This is a genomic window from Actinacidiphila sp. bgisy160, from assembly GCF_057707815.1.
This window is the reverse complement of the sequence record NZ_JBYIQW010000030.1, coordinates 42,407-57,059: the sequence shown is the minus strand read 5'-3', so window position 1 is coordinate 57,059 and position 14,653 is coordinate 42,407. Positions and strand designations below refer to the sequence as shown.

Below are 14,653 nucleotides of genomic sequence, written 5' to 3'. Positions count from 1 at the left end.
CGCGCGGTCCCTCCGGAGCGGTGGCCGCGCGCGGCACCATCGCCGTGGTCGGCGCCGATGCGATCGCCGATCGCATCGAGACGGACGCGGCGCACCGCCGGCGCGGCCTGGGCCGCGCCGCGATGAGCGCTCTGGCGGAGGCCGCCGTGTCCCAGGGCGCCCGTACCGGTCTTCTCATCGCCAGTCAGGAAGGCCAACTCCTCTATTCCTGCCTCGGCTGGCACCACGAAGCCGACGTCCTGATCGCCCGGGGACCGGCGGTTCCCGCCAACTGGTAGGACGTGTCTCCTTGTACGAAGGCCCGTATGAGACCGGATGGTGGATCACTTGAGGCGCGAGTGATGGGCGGCCGTCCCAGCGGTAGCGGCTCGTTGCCTGGCGGGCCAGCATGCGGACAGTGACGAGAGTGAGGGCGAGGTAGAGGTGGGAGTCCACGATACAGAGACCTCCGTGATCACCTGACCCGTGCCCGCGCCGCATCCACCCCACCCCCATCGCGTGGAAGCGGCTCCCTATTGCCGGTCGGTCCTGGCTGATCGACTCAGCGTGGTGAGTCCCACGGCGACCGACTGGAGCAGTCGAGTCAGGCGTGGCTCGAAGTCGAGGGCAGCGTGGCCCCAGCGGGGATTCTGCGCGTAGAGCTTGGCCAGGGTGGGGGTGGGATGGGAGACCTGCCAGAGGTTTGCGGCCAGCCCGAGTGCGGCGGCAACCAGGTCTTGAGCTTGGTTGATGGTGAGGGTGCCCGAAGTGGTGATGGAGTCCGTGATCAAGTCGTACGCGGAGAAGGAACGAGTCTTGAAACGGCGGGCTCGTTCGAGGCTGACCTCGCCTTCAAGGCTCAGCGGAACGTGAGTGAGCAGGTCACAGAAGAGCGGCTGCGCGGCGAGTGTGTGGGCTACGGCGGCGGCGGATTCGGCAGGTGTGAGGTCGCGCGCCCCCTGTAGCCGGCTGGACATGGTGCGGGCCCAATCGTCCCACCCGCGTTCGGCGAGCTCGAGAAGCAATTCTTCCTTGCTGTCGAAGTAGCGGCGCACCGCCGATGGGTGCAGGCCGGAAGCCTGCGTGACGGCCGAGAGTGTCACATGCCGTACGCCGCCGCGCTCGAGTGCGAGAGTGCGGGCGGCGTCGAGCAGGTCTTCGGTTCGGCGGAGCTTGGCCTCTGCGGATCGAGCACGAGTGTGCATGCCCACAATATAACGCACTCGTGATGCGTTAATCCTCCGGATGATGGTAGCGTGCACGTAACGCACCTAGATTGCGTTAAGAGTCGCTGTCCCGTGCCCCGCAAAGGAAGACCAACGATGAACACGCTCAACCGCCACTACATCAACGGCCGGATCGTGTCGGCCCGCGGTACCGATACGTACCCCATCACCAGTGCCATCAGCGGCGAACTGATTGCGGAGGGGGTGCTGGGAGACGCCACCGACGCCGAAGAGGCCGTCCGCGCCGCCAGGGAGGCACTACCCAGCTGGTCGGCCACCACCCCGGGCGAGCGCCGTGACCATCTGCGCAAGCTCGCGGACTCCTTCACCAGGCACCGCGAGGCCATGATCTCTGCGCTGATCGAGGAGTTCGGTACCACCGCAGCCACCGCCGCCTACATCGTCGACCAGTCCCGGGACTGGTTCCTCGATGCCGAGCAGCTCCTCACAGAGGAGACGTTCGTTCAGCGTGTGGGACAGGCCACCATCCACAAGGTGCCGGCCGGCGTGGCTGTACTGATCACTCCGTGGAACGGCGCCAGCTGGTTCATCGCGATGAAGGCCAGCGCCGCACTGGCGGCCGGCTGCACCGTAGTGATCAAGCCCAGTGAGCGCGGCATCTGGCAGGCCCAGCCCGTCCTCGACGCGATTGCTGACGCCGGCCTGCCCGCCGGCGTCGTAAACGTCGTCTTCGGCAAGGGCAACCCTGTGGGCGATACGCTGACCGGGCACCCTGATGTGGCCAAGGTTTCCGTGACGGGCTCCACCGCGACCGGCAAGATCATCGCGCACAACGCCGTGGACACCATGAAGCGGGTCACTTTGGAGCTGGGCGGTAAGTCCCCCACGGTGATCCTCGACGACGCCGACCTGACGCTGGCCGTGCCCTTCGCTGTACAGGCCGGGCTGTTCAACAACGGGCAGGCTTGCATCGCCGGTACCCGTATCCTCGTGCCGCGCAGCCGTGAGAACGAGGTCAAGGCGGCACTGGCGGAAGCGGTGTCGGCGCTGAAGGTCGGCGACCCGCGCGAAGCAGACACAGTCATCGGCCCTGTCCTGGATCGCGCGCAGTACGACCGCATTCAGGCCTACATACAGACCGGCCTCAACGAAGGCGGCGAGTTGCTGGCCGGTGGCCTGGGCCACCCCGACGGGCTGGACCACGGCAACTACGTACGGCCGACTTTGCTGGCGGTGACCAACGACCAGACCGTCGCACGCGAGGAAATATTCGGCCCCGTTCTGTCGGTGATCGTTTACGAGGACGATGACCAGGCCGCTGCCCTCGCGAACGACACTCCGTATGGCCTGCACGCATACATCGCCACGGGTGACGTGGCTCGTGGTGAGCGCCTCGCGCGCCGGATCAGGGCTGGCCGCGTCATGATCAACGAGATCGTCGACTCACGAGAGGCGCCCTTCGGCGGCTTCAAGCAGTCGGGAATCGGTCGTGAATTCGCGACCTGGGGCATGAGCGCCTTCTTGGAGGAGCAGGCCGTCTTCACGCCGTGACGCATCGTCGTTTCGGGAAGCCCACTGCTGCCGGCAGACGCTACGACGGGTAGTCCGAGCGTCTCATAGGCGAGACCACAGGTCACTGGCTCCTGTCCCTCCCGCAGTATTGTTCGCCGCCGGCCGTGTCGGCGGGCCGTGACGCCCGCGCTGACGGCCGCCGCCATCGTGTGGCTTCAGGCACGTGCTGCGAGGAGGGACAGGACAGTGCGCATGGTCACCCGATTGACGGACCCGTTCACCGAAACGTGAACCCGACGAGCACCCCGCTAGCATCGAGGTCATGCAGATGCGCGACAACGAACTCGGCGCCTTTCTCCGCGCGAGTCGCGCACGAGTGGGGCCGGCGGATGCCGGACTGGTCGGCGGCGTGTCGGGGCGACGCGTCCGCGGCCTTCGACGTGAAGAGGTCGCCGTACTCGCGGGCGTCAGCGCGGACTACTACGCACGCCTGGAGCAGGGGCGTGAGCGCAATCCGTCCGCGCAGGTGATCGCTGCCATCGGGCGTGCGCTTCGTCTCGCGCCCGATGCACGCGAGCATCTGCACCGGCTGGCGGGACTGAATCCCCGGCTCGCGCCGGACAGCCCACGCGATCTTGTCCACCCGTCCCTCCTGCGGCTGCTGGAAGCGTTCCCGCAAGCGGCCGCCTACGTGCTCGGTCCCGCCTTCGACGTGCTGGCCACCAACCTCGTCGCCGATGCGCTGCTGTCGCCCTTCGGGGTGGAGCGGAACATGCCGCGTGTCCTGTTCACCCACCCCCAGGCCAAGACGGTGTTCACCGACTGGCAACTGCTGCAGCGCAGCACCGTTCACGCGCTGCGCCTGAACGCCGGACGGTTCCCCGGCGACGCGGGCATCAGCGACCTTGTCGACGAGCTTGCGAAGACCTCGCCGGAGTTCCGCACGCTGTGGGAGGAGCACAGCGTGGGAAGCCTGCCCCGGGCCTTCAAGGTGTTCGTTCACCCCGAGGTGGGGCGCATCGAGCTGACCTACCAGACCTTCGACGTGGTCGACGCCCCGGGGCAACTGCTGCTCGTCGGCACGCCCGAGCCCGGGAGCCGAAGCGAGGAGGCTGTGGTGTACCTGGCCTGCGGGGCCGGCCCGGCCTGATCCTCAGTGGCCTTGCCGGATCCTCGGCCGCTTCCTAGGTGCCCCACACCCAGAAAGACGCTGCCTTCCTGCCCGGCGATCCGTCCTTCACGCTGATGGGGACGCCGGCGGGGGATACCCGGCCGGCCATGATCAGCCACCATCGGAGAAGGGCGATCCCCATCATGACCGAGATCCTGGAAGTGACCGCGCTCAGGCCCGCGCCCGGCCTCACGCCGGAGGACTTCGTCGCGGCCAACGCGGACATCAACGAGTACCTGAAGCGCCAGCCGGGGTTCCGGTGGCGCCGCATTGTCCTGCGCGGCGACGGCACGATCTTGGACATCGTCTCCTATGACAGCATCAAGCACGCCCGCTCAGGAGCTGCGGGAATCACCGGAGAGATGGGCGGCTCGCCGGTTCACGAAGCGATCGACCACAGCAGTGTCGACTGGCAGTTCACCACCGTGCTGCAGCACGTCGAGTGACCTGCCCTGCCGACACGCTGGAGGAGACGACCATGCCCTTCGCCGACGAACTCATCAACGGCTACACCGCACAGTCCCTGACCCGTGCCATCCACGCCGTGCTCCCGGGCGCGGAACTCGCCTCGCTGCGGGCGGCCGCTCAGCAGCTCGGGCCCCTCAGGCTGCGCGAACGGGCCGATCTGCTCACAAACGCCCTGCTCGCGGATGTGCCTGGGGGCTATGCCGAGCTGGCGCGAGTCGTGCGCGCCGCACAGGACGGCGCCCCCGTGTTCAGGGGGTGGCTGATCTGGCCGGTCACCAGCGCCATCGCCACCAAGGCCGTCGCCGAACACGGCGACGATGCCTTCGATGACGCGATGGAGCTCCTGACCGACCTCACCGGGCGGCTGACTTCTGAATTCGCCCTGCGTACCCTGCTGCGACACGACCTCGACCGCGCCCTTGGGATCATCGCCCAGTGGACGAGATCGCCGGACCCCGATGTGCGCCGCCTCGCCTCGGAGGGCACCCGGCCCTACCTTCCCTGGTCAATCCGGGTTCCGGAGCTCATCACCCGCCCCGGCGCGACCGTGGCTGTCCTCGACGCCCTCTATGGTGACGAGAGCGAGTACGTCCGCAGGTCAGTCGCCAACCACCTCAACGACGTCAGCCGTGACCACGCCGACCTTGCCGTCACGACCGCTCGACGCTGGCTCACCGCCCCGGCCCCCGCCACTGGACGGCTCGTGCGCCACGGAATGCGTACCCTCGTCAAACGCGGTCACCCCGGCGCCCTGGACCTGCTCGGCTTCGCTCCGGCGACACTGGAGATCGACGGCCCCGTACTCGACCGCACCACGGTGCCGTTCGACGGAAACGTCCGCTTCACCGCCACCATCCGCAACGTCGGCGCCGCCAAGGCCCGGCTGGCGATCGACTACGTGGTCCACCACCACAGGGCCAACGGCTCGCAGACCGCAAAGACGTTCAAGCTCACCACCCGCACCCTTGCCCCCGGCGAGACGATGGGGGTCAGTCGCGAACACTCCTTCCGGCCGATCACCACCCGCCGCTACCATCCAGGCCCGCACGCCGTCGCGCTGCAGGTCAACGGCGTGGCGTCGGCGCCTGCCGTCTTCGAGCTCGAATCCCCGGCCCCTCAGTGATGTGCCGCTGGTGAGGGACCGCTGCGCCCCGTCCCCGGCCGGGGGTCGCCGTCAGACGGGTCGCCCGTCACGGGTGCGTGATGCGAGGGCCCCCTCAGCCCGGTCGATGGCGCGCAGTTCGTCGAGGCTGTCGGCCAGGGTACGGCCTGCCAGCGCGCCCAGGACGGCCGCCTCGGTCTCGTCGGTGAGCCTGACGAAGTACTCGGCGGAGTGGTTGGTGACCAGGCACTCCCGCGGCCCCTCCGGCCGGGGGGCCCACAGCGGCTTGTCACCCATGGACGAGCGGTAGATCTCTTCCAGCGTGATCCGGTCCGCGGGCCGGCCGAGGCGAACACCCCCGCTGCGTCCCTTGATGGACGCGACGAGACCGTCCCGGACCAGCGGGACCATCAGCTTGCGCACCAGGCTCGGGTTGGTGTCCAGGCTCCTGGCGAGCTGGGTCGAGCTGAGGACGGGACTGCCCTCCTCCTCGGCATGACCCAGTAGGAGCATGGCCTTCAGCGCACTGGAGAACCTCACGTCCAGCATGGCCACCTTCCTTCCACCGCTTGGGCCGGGCGGTTCCCGGCCCACCCATATTAGCAACTGTCAAAGTTGCACTTCCGCCTGAGAATATGTACTTTTCATGCATGCATATTGCGTTGCCCTGGCAGCCACCTGCGTCAGGGCCCGGCACGCGAGCAGCCCGGCGGCCATCCGCCGCGGAAACCCCAGACCCCCCACACGCAGGGAACCGGAGAACACCATGAACACCGAGAGCGAGCTCAGGGAGATCGTTTCCCGCTACACCCGGGCCGCGGACTCGCGCGATGGCGAGGCGCTGGCAAAGCTCTACGAGGCCGAAGCAGTCGTCGAGATCCACTACCGCGGCCCCGACGGGATGGAACTGCTGGGAACCCTCTCCGGAGGAGCGCAGATCGCCGAGGCCATGTCCACGGCCATGGCGCCGCACCCGCCCCTGGGCTGGAGCCACCACACCACCTACGACCACCTGGTCTCCATCGACGGCGACGACGCCGGCATCGAAACCCAGTTCATCACCTTCGACGTGGTCGGAACCAAGAAGCCCGAGGGCGGGTGGCCCGCCGGCACCTTCGGCGCCCAGGGCACCATCAAGCCGATCGAGTCCGGGTACTACCGCTTCACCTTCCGCCGGACCGACGGGGCGTGGCGCATCCGCCACCAGGACGTCATCCACGACATCCCCTACGTCTTCTGATCACCCCCCGGCCCGCCCCCGGTACCCGCACAGCGGCCGCGAAGGGGCAGCGCCGAACCAGGGCCCGAGCCGGTCCGCTGCCGGTTCGCCATTCACCAGCCGGCCACGGGTCCACCCGCGCCCTGCGATGGGGACACCACCGCCACCTGCCCGCTCGTCGACCCACGGCGGGACCGGACGGACACCGCTCACCGACCGAAGGAGAACTGTGACCAATCAGCACGACCGCGCTGACATCCGCGACATGCTCGTCGTCCATGAGGCGTTCCGCAGGGCCTACGGCAGGATGCCCGGCCTCGTCCTCACCGTCACGCCCGGCGACACAGCCCGCGCCGCCGTTGTGGCGGACCACATCCAGATGATCGAGGAGTTCCTGCACCTGCACCACAAGGGCGAGGACGTCCTGCTGTGGCCGAAGCTCGCAGCACGGGCTCCGCATGATCTGTTCCCTGCCCTGGAGCTCATGGACAAGCACCACGAGCAGATCGACGGCTTGCTCGCCGAGTGCTCATCCTCGCTGGCGCGGTGGCGGAGGAACGCCGGCGCATCCGACCGTGACGAACTCGCCAGGGCCCTTCGGGCGCTCGCCGAGGCGCTGACGGAGCACCTGGCCGTGGAAGAGGCAGAGGTGCTGCCCATCGTCGACCAGTACGTGACCGCGGCCGAGTGGCACGAACTGGGCGATCACGCGATCAACGGACTTCCCAAGAAGAAGCTGCCCATCATTTTCGGCATGCTGGCCTCCCTCGCAGAGCCTGCCGTCGTCACCTTGATGCTGTCCACCGCCCCTCTGGTGCCACGCATCATCATGCCCGTGCTGGGACCGCGCGCCTTCGCCTCGCACGCACGGAAGGTCTACGGGCCGGACGGCTTCTGAAGCCATCGGCACGGGACCGGACAAGTGGCCGGCGGCCAAGCAGGGTTCGCCCCCATGTCACGCAGAACTTGGCGCCCCGGTGAGGCCGTTGCTGCAACGGAAGCGTGAGCGCCTTGTTCGGTGAGGTCTTCGACTCGTTTCACGGTCTTCCTGGGCTCGTCGCGTGGGGCTGGCCTGCGGTTTTGTGATCCTGGTGGACAGGAAAGCGGGACAATGCGCTCAGCGCGGCGTCTACGAGAGCTGCAGGAGCGAGACTCTTCACCAGCGGCCGTGCCTGCACGCGACCTTGCCCGACACTTCGAAGCGTGAAGAACGGCCGTCCTGCCGTCTCAGGAAGGAACCAAGATCAGCAGGTCGGGTGACCCAGCGAGGTTGAACAACAAGCTGAGGAACTTGGTCAAGGCCCTGGATCAGCTGGCCTGTGAGGTGCGCAGAGTCTCCCGATCCGCGCGGGCCGCGTCCATCAACGCATCGAGTGCGTCCCGGGTTTGTATGAGGTCGGCGATGTGGTCGGAGAGCCGTTCGCGCTCGTGCGCCATCCGATGCATCGCGGCTTCGGAGTGCTCCTCACTGGGGGAATCGACGCAGGGCAGCAGTTCCGTAATGGTGCGACTGGACAGCCCTGCCGCGTACAACCGCTGGATGAACGCGACCCGCTCGACCTCCCCGTCCGTGTAATGCCGCTGCCCGCCCGCGCTGCGGGTGCTGGTGATCAGCCCCTGCTCCTCGTAGTAGCGCAGGGACCGGACGCTGACTCCGGTCCGTGACGCGAGGTCTCCGATACGCACGTTTCCTCCTAGCTGTGACCTGTGGCACAGGGCTTGCATCTGACATCCATGTGAGGTTTTAGCGTAGCTGCCGTGCCCGAGAACCGGGCAGTGTACGGATCGCGTTGGAGTCCTGACATGACGATGCTTTTCAGCAATCACCGCCTCGGTGAACTGACCCTGCCCAACAGGGTGGTGATGGCCCCGATGACACGGGTCCGGGCCGCCGCCGGCGGTCTGGCCACGCCGTCGATGGCGACTTACTACGCGCAGCGGGCAACGGCAGGGTTGATCGTGACCGAGGGAGTGCAGCCGAGCCTGATCGGGCAGTCCAACCCGGGCACACCGGGGCTGCACACCGATGAGCAGGTCGCTGCTTGGCGTTTGGTGACTGACGCCGTGCACACCAATGGCGGCCGGATCTTTGCCCAGCTCATGCACGGCGGACGGGTCTCGCATCCCGACACCACCGGTACGCAGCCCATCGGGCCCTCGGCTGTTCCTGCCGTCGGCGAGGTGTTCACCCCGACCGGCCCGCAGCCCGCGCCGACACCGCGCGCCCTTGACACCACCGAAGTGCCCGACCACGCCCATGCGTACGCCCAGGCTGCCCGCCGGGCCATCGACGCCGGCTTCGACGGGGTCGAGTTGCACGGCGCCAATGGCTACCTGATCTCGCAATTCCTCTCGTCGAACGCCAATCTGCGCACGGACCGCTACGGAGGTTCGATCGCCAACCGGATCCGGTTCGCCGTCGAGGCGGTGTCGGCGACTGTCGAGGCCGTTGGCAAGGCCAGGACCGGCATCCGCCTCTCCCCGGGCGGGACGTTCTGGGGAGTGAAGGAGGCTGATGTTCCCGAGCTCTACACCGCACTGCTGGCCGAGCTGGCCCACCTTGGGGTGGCTTACGTCCATCTCGAGGCCACCACCGAGGAAGAAGTGCTGGTCGGTCTGCGCCGAGCGTGGCCGGGCACCCTCATCATGAACCCGGTGCTTCCGATGGGCCCCAAGCAGACTGGTCGCGCCGAGGCTGACCACTGGCTCGGGCTGGGAGCCGACCTCGTCAGCTTCGGCCGCGCGTTCATTGCCAACCCCGACCTGGTCGAGCGACTGCGCACCGGGCTTCCGATCGCTCCCGTCGACGAGGCCACCTACTACCAGGGCGGTGACGAGGGTTACCTGACCTACCCGGCTTATCAGCACACTGCTTGACCCGATCCGCTTGCGACGTCCAGGAGCCAGAATCAGCCGTCGGCCGGCGGCCCCCGCTGCCTTCGATGGTGAGATGGCCCCTCGGACGGCGACAAGCCGGGGGACCGGTGCTGAGTCCAGGACCTGTTGGGGCGTCCAACCGTGTCGCCGTTGAGACATGACCCGTGTCAAGGGTTTCGCTGACCTGCTGCGACTCTGGTTTGGGCCCGAGGCCTTGCCGACGCGTGATGGCGTCGGCAAGGCCTTCGCGTCCTCAAAGGGCGGGGTTGGACCGGCTTCGGCGCTCCGTTTCGGCGACGGAGCCAGTGAGGGTCCAGCTCGCAAGGAGGTCCAATGCGCGTTTCGATGGTGATCCCGCCTCGGCGGTATAGACGAACAGAGTCGTGTCGGGGTCGCCAGGCAGAGCCAGCGTTTCGTATTCGACGGTCAGCTCGCCGACCACAGGGTGGCAGAGGCGCTTCGAGCCGTGGGTGCGCTGGTGGACACGGTGCTGTTCCCACCACCGGTCGAAGTCGGGACTGCTTTCACGCAAGTCCGTGACGAGCGCGGCCGTTTCCCGGTCGTCCGGGTCGCGGCCCACATCGAGTCGCAGGCTCTCGACTGCTGCCCGTGCTTGGTCCTCCCAGTCGACGAACAAGGAGCGGGCGTCGGCGTCGAGGAACATCCACCGTGCGTAGTTGCGCTCCCTGGGCGGTAGTTGCTCGAAATCCGCGAACAGTGCCTTGGCCATGCGGTTGGCGGCGAGGATGTCGGTGCGGCGGCCCAGGACGAGAGCCGGTTCGCTGTCGAGGGCATCGATGAGCTGGAACAGGCCGGGGCGGACCCGCTGGACGCCGCGGGCGCGGCGCCGCGTCGGCGCTGCGATCACCCCCGTGAGGTCTCGCAGGTGTGCACGCCCCGCAGCGTCCAGTCCCAGGGCACGGCCGATCGCATCGACGACGGCAGGCGAGGGGGTGATGGGGCGCCCCTGTTCGAGACGGGCGTAGTAGTCGGTCGACACTCCAGCCAAGAGGGCAACTTCCTCCCGGCGCAGGCCCGGCACCCGGCGGACACGACCGTCCGGGGGAAGCCCTGCCCGTGACGGATCACCCTGGCTGCGGGCTCGTCTCAGGAAATCAGCCAGTTCACGGTTCATCTCAGCCACACACATCAGTGTCCCCGATAGCGGGCGTTTCTGGCTGGCCCTGTGAGTCCTAGGTTGCTTTGTCCGTGGCCTCACAGGGCGCGATATGCGCCTCCATGGCGTGGTGCGGTGAACCACGCTGGATGCATGCCGGACCGAGGACCGCTCGGGACGGTCCCCAGCGCCTGATATGAGGTAAGGAACGATCATGGCTTTTCCGACTGGCCGACCCGCGAACTGGTTCGTGACCGGTACTTCTCGTGGCCTCGGGCTGCACCTGGTCCGGCAGTTGCTGGAGCGCGGCGACAGTGTCGCGGCGACGACGCGTTCGTCCGAGCGGCTGCTCGCGGCGCTCGGTCACGGTGTGGACACCTCGCGCCTCCTCCCGCTCACGGTCGATCTGCGTGACGAGGCGCAGGTGAAGCAGGCCGTGGCGAGGACCACTGAGCGCTTCGGTGGTCTGGACGTGGTGGTGAACAACGCGGGCTACGGGTTCCTGGCCGCGGTGGAGGAGACCACCGGCCGCGACGTGCGGGACATGCTCGATGTACAGGTCACCGGCGTGTGGAACGTGCTGCGTGCCACGCTGCCGATCCTGCGTGAGCAGCGCGCGGGCCACGTGGTCAACGTGTCGTCGGTCCTGGGTCTGGTCTCCGTTCCGGGCTGGGCGCTGTACTGCGCGGGCAAGTACGCGCTGGAGGGTCTGAGCGAGGCCCTGGCCGCCGAGGTCGCGGACTTCGGGATCAACGTGACCATCGTCGAGCCCGGCTACTTCCGCACCGACTTCCTCACCCCGGACTCCCTCGCGCTGCCGGCCGCCACCACGGACCACTACCCGGGCATCCGCGAGATGGTGGACAACCACCTCCAGCTCCAGGGCAGCCAGCTCGGCGACCCGGTCAAGGGCGCTGCCGCGATCATCGACCGGGTCGTGGCCGGTGAAGGCCCCCTGCGCCAGATCCTCGGCTCCGACTCCCACGCCTACGCCACCTCCAAGGTCCAGGCCCTGCAGGCGAACCTCGACGCGACCGCGGCCACCGCACCCGCCACCGACTTCCCCGCCACCGCCTAACCCCCCTTCCCAAGGCAGGCACGCGTCATCTCGCTGACGCGTGCCTGCTGCCCCCTCGGCAGGCCGGCTGCCGGTGTCGCTTCCTCCCTCCCTGACAGGCAACAGGAGCGACACCGGCAACAGGTCCTTGCCCGCCTTCCCTGCCATGATCAATCCACAAGGAAGAGTTCCGTGGACACGACCTTGCGCCCCGTACGACATCATCGGCCACGTAGAAGAGGGTGTGCTCATCAACGGCCGGTGGCGGCCGGTGACAGGGGGCGCCACGTTCCACAGACCTCGGTCCGCTGATCGACGCACGCCAGCGCCGCCGCGTCGCCGACCTGGTCGATGAAGCAGCCGCCGTCGGCGCCCGCGTACGGGCCGGGGCCCTGGTACCGGACGGCCCGGGCTACTTCTACCCGCCGACCGTTCTCACCGACATCCCCGCCGGCTCGCGGATCACGCGCGGGGAGATCTTCGGCCCGGTCGCTGCGATCCAGACCTTCACCACCGAGGACGAAGTACTCCGCGACGCCACCACAGCGTCATGCTCCGCACCCATGGCACCAAGCGCTACCACCACCCCGTTGTCGGAGAGCTCCACTTCGGCTACGAATGCCTCCACCTACCCGACGACCACGACCAGGTCCTGTGCGTCTACAACGTCGAACCCGCGTCACCCACCGCCGATGCCCTGCGCCTGCTCGCCATCTGGACCGCCGCCCAGACCCCGACACACACACACCATCCACAGCCCGGACCATTGGTTCAAGCCGTCCGGCCAAGTGACTCATGTCCCTGGGCGCTTTGCGGAAACCCCGTCGCCCCATGTCTACGATGGGGCCCATGACCCGTGCCAGCCGGCTCGCGCAGCCGCATCAGCCCCTGCGGCTGCGCGTGCTGCTCGTTTTCGGGCTGCTGGCCGGACTGATGGGCATGCACGCGCTGGGCCCGTCGCTTGCTTCGGCGAGCACCCACCGGATGCAGGCTGCCGCCCATGGCACCGCCGCCTCCGCGCAGGACAGCGACTGCCCGGACACCCACCACGGCTGCGACGGCCACCCCCAGCACGCCGATCCCACCTGTGCGTCCGCGGCGGTTTCCGGGTCGCCGACGCTGACCGCCCCCGCCGCCGCGCCCGCATGCCTGGCAGCCGAACTCCACCACGCGACCCTGACCGCCCCGAGTACGCCCGCCGGCGGCCGGGCACCGCCCTCCCTCGCCCAACTCCAACTCCTACGGATATAGGCCGCACGCTGCTGCGTCGCCGGAGCCACAGCGCCCCGCGACGTCACCTTCGCGTGCACCTACACACACATCCCGGGAGTCCCAAAAGCATGACCACCAATCGTTCCGCGCTGCGCCGCGCCGCCCTGGTCGCCGCCACCGCCACCGCAGCCGTCGTCCTCGCCGCCTGCGGCAGCGACAGCATGAGCGGCATGGGCCACGGCGCGGGCTCGGACCCGTCGGCCCCCGCGCCAGCGTCCGCCCCCGCATCGGCCGGAGCCCACAATGCGGCGGACGTCGACTTCGCCAAGGAAATGATCACCCACCACCGGCAGGCCATCGAGATGGCCGACCTGGCCGCCACCCGCGCCTCGTCCACCGACGTGAAGACCCTCGCGGAGAAGATCAAGTCCGCCCAGGACCCCGAGATCAACACCATGTCCGGCTGGCTCACCTCGTGGGGCGAGGACGTCCCGGAGGACATGACGGGCATGGGCCACGACATGTCCGCCGGCATGCCCGGCATGATGAGCGCCGACGACATGGCCGAGCTCGACAGGGCCAAGGGCACCGAGTTCGACGCGATGTTCCTGGACATGATGGTCGACCACCACCAGGGTGCGATCGAGATGGCCGGCACCGAGAAGTCCAAGGGCCAGTACGGCCCCGCCACGGAACTGGCCGCGTCCGTCATCACCGCCCAGACCGCCGAGATCAAGCAGATGAACGATCTGCTCGGCAAGAGCTGACCCCGTCAAAAGACAGGGGGCGGGCATCCTGACCGCCCGCCCCCCACCGGGCCCTGCCCGACCAGCACCGGGCGGGCCCGGCACCGGGCCTCACCACCGCACTTGCGGCACATAGCCCAGCAGGGGCGCCATGATCCCCTGCCGTCTCAAGGCACGGCGCCCGCGCAGTCCGGCCCGCCGACGGTCCGGAACCTCATGGCGGGTCGTCCGGCAGCCTGAGCCGGGCTGTGCGGTGGTCGGCGCGTCTCGCCGGCCTGAGAGGGAAGTCCGGACGCGCGGAGGCGATGACGTTGCCGCGGTATCCGCCGGCCCTGGTGCACCGACCTCCGCACGTGATCAGCCGCAGTGCCGGAGCTTTGGTGAGGCCGTAGACCGCCCACGTGAATGACGGTGGGTCCCGCCTGGCCAGGTGCGGCTACCGGCATACCATCCGTAGGTCGCAATCCCGGCCCCACGCTTCTGCGACCTGCTTCCCCGTCCAGTCACCTGCGCGTGGTCGGCTGGTGGGGGGATCGGCTGCCGAACCTCTTGGCGACCTCGCCCTCCTCGCTGCGGGTCGGCCGGACGTACACGTACACCAGGACCGGGAACATGATCAGGTGGGGAACTCATGCCTGTTTCGTGGAGTGCGGGAAGACGCTCAGCGCCGCCAGGCGCCGCCGGTACTCCTCCTCGTCGATCTCGCCGCGGGCGAACCGGTCGGCCAGCACCTGCTCGGGCGAGGAAGCGGGGGGCGTGTGGGTGTGCTCGTAAGGGCGGGAGAGGGCGCGGTAGAGCAACACGCCGACACCGATGATCACCGCCCAGAACACGACCATGCCGACCGACATCGCGAACCAGCCCCAGCCGCCGACACCGTTGCCGTACCAGAACATCATCACCCTCACCTCCGGGGCGGACGGGCAGGGTGCCCGGCTGTGCCGGGCGACCTGTTGCCTCGCTTCCCACCCTCTCTCCGTGCCGTGCGGCGCGCTGGGGCCGGTCG

16 protein-coding genes and 3 pseudogenes are annotated in these 14,653 nt (G+C 68.4%); 13 read left to right on the top strand and 6 right to left on the bottom strand.

Translation table 11 applies throughout. The features are described from left to right. Positions 1–20 precede the first annotated feature (20 nt). On the top strand, positions 21–278 hold the full coding sequence (locus AC3EUJ_RS22955) for a GNAT family N-acetyltransferase (RefSeq protein WP_431964231.1): 258 nt from the start codon (positions 21–23) through the stop codon (positions 276–278). Between the two features lie 61 nt (positions 279–339). On the opposite strand, the pseudogene AC3EUJ_RS22950 reads toward AC3EUJ_RS22955, so the two are convergent. Both AC3EUJ_RS22950 and AC3EUJ_RS22945 read right to left on the bottom strand, forming a co-directional pair. Continuing rightward, positions 340–438 (bottom strand): annotated as a pseudogene (locus tag AC3EUJ_RS22950) (IS5/IS1182 family transposase); the annotation flags it as partial. Positions 439–512: 74 nt separating this feature from the next. Beyond that, entirely contained in the window at positions 513–1,184 is a 672-nt protein-coding gene (locus AC3EUJ_RS22945) for a TetR/AcrR family transcriptional regulator (protein WP_431964229.1), read from the bottom strand. Positions 1,185–1,301: 117 nt separating this feature from the next. On the opposite strand from AC3EUJ_RS22945, the gene AC3EUJ_RS22940 reads away from it, so the two are divergent. From AC3EUJ_RS22940 to AC3EUJ_RS22925, 4 genes are all read left to right on the top strand, one after another. Next, positions 1,302–2,717: an aldehyde dehydrogenase family protein gene (locus tag AC3EUJ_RS22940; protein WP_431964227.1), complete on the top strand. Its 1,416-nt coding sequence runs from the start codon at positions 1,302–1,304 to the stop codon at positions 2,715–2,717. A gap of 283 nt (positions 2,718–3,000) precedes the next feature. Further along, positions 3,001–3,828: a helix-turn-helix transcriptional regulator gene (locus tag AC3EUJ_RS22935; RefSeq protein ID WP_431964225.1), complete on the top strand. Its 828-nt coding sequence runs from the start codon at positions 3,001–3,003 to the stop codon at positions 3,826–3,828. Positions 3,829–3,866: 38 nt separating this feature from the next. Further along, on the top strand, positions 3,867–4,295 hold the full coding sequence (locus AC3EUJ_RS22930) for a hypothetical protein (protein WP_431964224.1): 429 nt from the start codon (positions 3,867–3,869) through the stop codon (positions 4,293–4,295). Positions 4,296–4,327: 32 nt separating this feature from the next. Continuing rightward, positions 4,328–5,440 carry a DNA alkylation repair protein gene (locus tag AC3EUJ_RS22925; protein WP_431964222.1) on the top strand — a complete coding sequence of 371 codons (1,113 nt, stop codon included), beginning with the start codon at positions 4,328–4,330 and terminating at the stop codon, positions 5,438–5,440. 51 nt (positions 5,441–5,491) lie between these two features. On the opposite strand, the gene AC3EUJ_RS22920 is transcribed toward AC3EUJ_RS22925, so the two are convergent. Further along, a complete protein-coding gene (locus tag AC3EUJ_RS22920) occupies positions 5,492–5,968 on the bottom strand; it encodes an RrF2 family transcriptional regulator (RefSeq protein ID WP_431964220.1) in 477 nt (158 codons plus the stop codon). A gap of 217 nt (positions 5,969–6,185) precedes the next feature. On the opposite strand from AC3EUJ_RS22920, the gene AC3EUJ_RS22915 reads away from it, so the two are divergent. Both AC3EUJ_RS22915 and AC3EUJ_RS22910 read left to right on the top strand, forming a co-directional pair. Beyond that, positions 6,186–6,659 carry a nuclear transport factor 2 family protein gene (locus AC3EUJ_RS22915; protein ID WP_431964218.1) on the top strand — a complete coding sequence of 158 codons (474 nt, stop codon included), beginning with the start codon at positions 6,186–6,188 and terminating at the stop codon, positions 6,657–6,659. Positions 6,660–6,867: 208 nt separating this feature from the next. Continuing rightward, positions 6,868–7,536, top strand: a complete 669-nt coding sequence (locus tag AC3EUJ_RS22910; protein WP_431964216.1) for a hemerythrin domain-containing protein — start codon at positions 6,868–6,870, stop codon at positions 7,534–7,536. Between the two features lie 410 nt (positions 7,537–7,946). On the opposite strand, the gene AC3EUJ_RS22905 is transcribed toward AC3EUJ_RS22910, so the two are convergent. Beyond that, positions 7,947–8,324, bottom strand: a complete 378-nt coding sequence (locus AC3EUJ_RS22905) for a MerR family transcriptional regulator (RefSeq protein WP_431964214.1) — start codon at positions 8,322–8,324, stop codon at positions 7,947–7,949. 117 nt (positions 8,325–8,441) lie between these two features. On the opposite strand from AC3EUJ_RS22905, the gene AC3EUJ_RS22900 reads away from it, so the two are divergent. Next, positions 8,442–9,515, top strand: a complete 1,074-nt coding sequence (locus AC3EUJ_RS22900) for an alkene reductase (RefSeq protein WP_431964212.1) — start codon at positions 8,442–8,444, stop codon at positions 9,513–9,515. Between the two features lie 253 nt (positions 9,516–9,768). Here the strand turns inward: AC3EUJ_RS22900 and AC3EUJ_RS22895 are convergent, their stop codons facing one another. After that, complete coding sequence (locus AC3EUJ_RS22895) at positions 9,769–10,659, bottom strand: helix-turn-helix transcriptional regulator (RefSeq protein ID WP_431964210.1); 891 nt, start codon at positions 10,657–10,659, stop codon at positions 9,769–9,771. A gap of 187 nt (positions 10,660–10,846) precedes the next feature. Between AC3EUJ_RS22895 and AC3EUJ_RS22890 the strand changes: the two genes are divergently transcribed. The 5 genes and pseudogenes from AC3EUJ_RS22890 (at position 10,847) to AC3EUJ_RS22870 (ending at position 13,668) form a co-directional block, all read left to right on the top strand. Next, entirely contained in the window at positions 10,847–11,710 is an 864-nt protein-coding gene (locus tag AC3EUJ_RS22890; RefSeq protein WP_431964208.1) for an SDR family oxidoreductase, read from the top strand. Between the two features lie 278 nt (positions 11,711–11,988). Continuing rightward, positions 11,989–12,216: pseudogene (locus AC3EUJ_RS22885) on the top strand (aldehyde dehydrogenase family protein); the annotation flags it as partial. Between the two features lie 20 nt (positions 12,217–12,236). Then, a pseudogene (locus AC3EUJ_RS22880) lies at positions 12,237–12,542 on the top strand (MmyB family transcriptional regulator); the annotation flags it as partial. Next, positions 12,539–12,940 carry a DUF6153 family protein gene (locus AC3EUJ_RS22875; RefSeq protein ID WP_431964206.1) on the top strand — a complete coding sequence of 134 codons (402 nt, stop codon included), beginning with the start codon at positions 12,539–12,541 and terminating at the stop codon, positions 12,938–12,940. The pseudogene AC3EUJ_RS22880 and the gene AC3EUJ_RS22875, both read left to right, overlap by 4 nt. 89 nt (positions 12,941–13,029) lie before the next feature. Next, positions 13,030–13,668, top strand: a complete 639-nt coding sequence (locus tag AC3EUJ_RS22870; protein WP_431964204.1) for a DUF305 domain-containing protein — start codon at positions 13,030–13,032, stop codon at positions 13,666–13,668. 608 nt (positions 13,669–14,276) lie between these two features. Here the strand turns inward: AC3EUJ_RS22870 and AC3EUJ_RS22865 are convergent. Continuing rightward, positions 14,277–14,546 carry an SHOCT domain-containing protein gene (locus AC3EUJ_RS22865; RefSeq protein ID WP_431964202.1) on the bottom strand — a complete coding sequence of 90 codons (270 nt, stop codon included), beginning with the start codon at positions 14,544–14,546 and terminating at the stop codon, positions 14,277–14,279. Positions 14,547–14,653 lie beyond the last annotated feature (107 nt).

Excerpts from the sequence above, each read along its gene's own strand:
- AC3EUJ_RS22925 (WP_431964222.1), top strand. The coding sequence starts at position 4,328 with ATGCCCTTCGCCGACGAACTCATCAACGGCTACACCGCACAGTCCCTG.
- AC3EUJ_RS22915 (WP_431964218.1), top strand. The coding sequence starts at position 6,186 with ATGAACACCGAGAGCGAGCTCAGGGAGATCGTTTCCCGCTACACCCGG.
- AC3EUJ_RS22940 (WP_431964227.1), top strand. The coding sequence starts at position 1,302 with ATGAACACGCTCAACCGCCACTACATCAACGGCCGGATCGTGTCGGCC.
- AC3EUJ_RS22945 (WP_431964229.1), bottom strand. The coding sequence starts at position 1,184 with ATGCACACTCGTGCTCGATCCGCAGAGGCCAAGCTCCGCCGAACCGAA.
- AC3EUJ_RS22870 (WP_431964204.1), top strand. The coding sequence starts at position 13,030 with ATGACCACCAATCGTTCCGCGCTGCGCCGCGCCGCCCTGGTCGCCGCC.
- AC3EUJ_RS22900 (WP_431964212.1), top strand. The coding sequence starts at position 8,442 with ATGACGATGCTTTTCAGCAATCACCGCCTCGGTGAACTGACCCTGCCC.
- AC3EUJ_RS22890 (WP_431964208.1), top strand. The coding sequence starts at position 10,847 with ATGGCTTTTCCGACTGGCCGACCCGCGAACTGGTTCGTGACCGGTACT.
- AC3EUJ_RS22920 (WP_431964220.1), bottom strand. The coding sequence starts at position 5,968 with ATGCTGGACGTGAGGTTCTCCAGTGCGCTGAAGGCCATGCTCCTACTG.
- AC3EUJ_RS22865 (WP_431964202.1), bottom strand. The coding sequence starts at position 14,546 with ATGATGTTCTGGTACGGCAACGGTGTCGGCGGCTGGGGCTGGTTCGCG.
- AC3EUJ_RS22935 (WP_431964225.1), top strand. The coding sequence starts at position 3,001 with ATGCAGATGCGCGACAACGAACTCGGCGCCTTTCTCCGCGCGAGTCGC.
- AC3EUJ_RS22875 (WP_431964206.1), top strand. The coding sequence starts at position 12,539 with ATGACCCGTGCCAGCCGGCTCGCGCAGCCGCATCAGCCCCTGCGGCTG.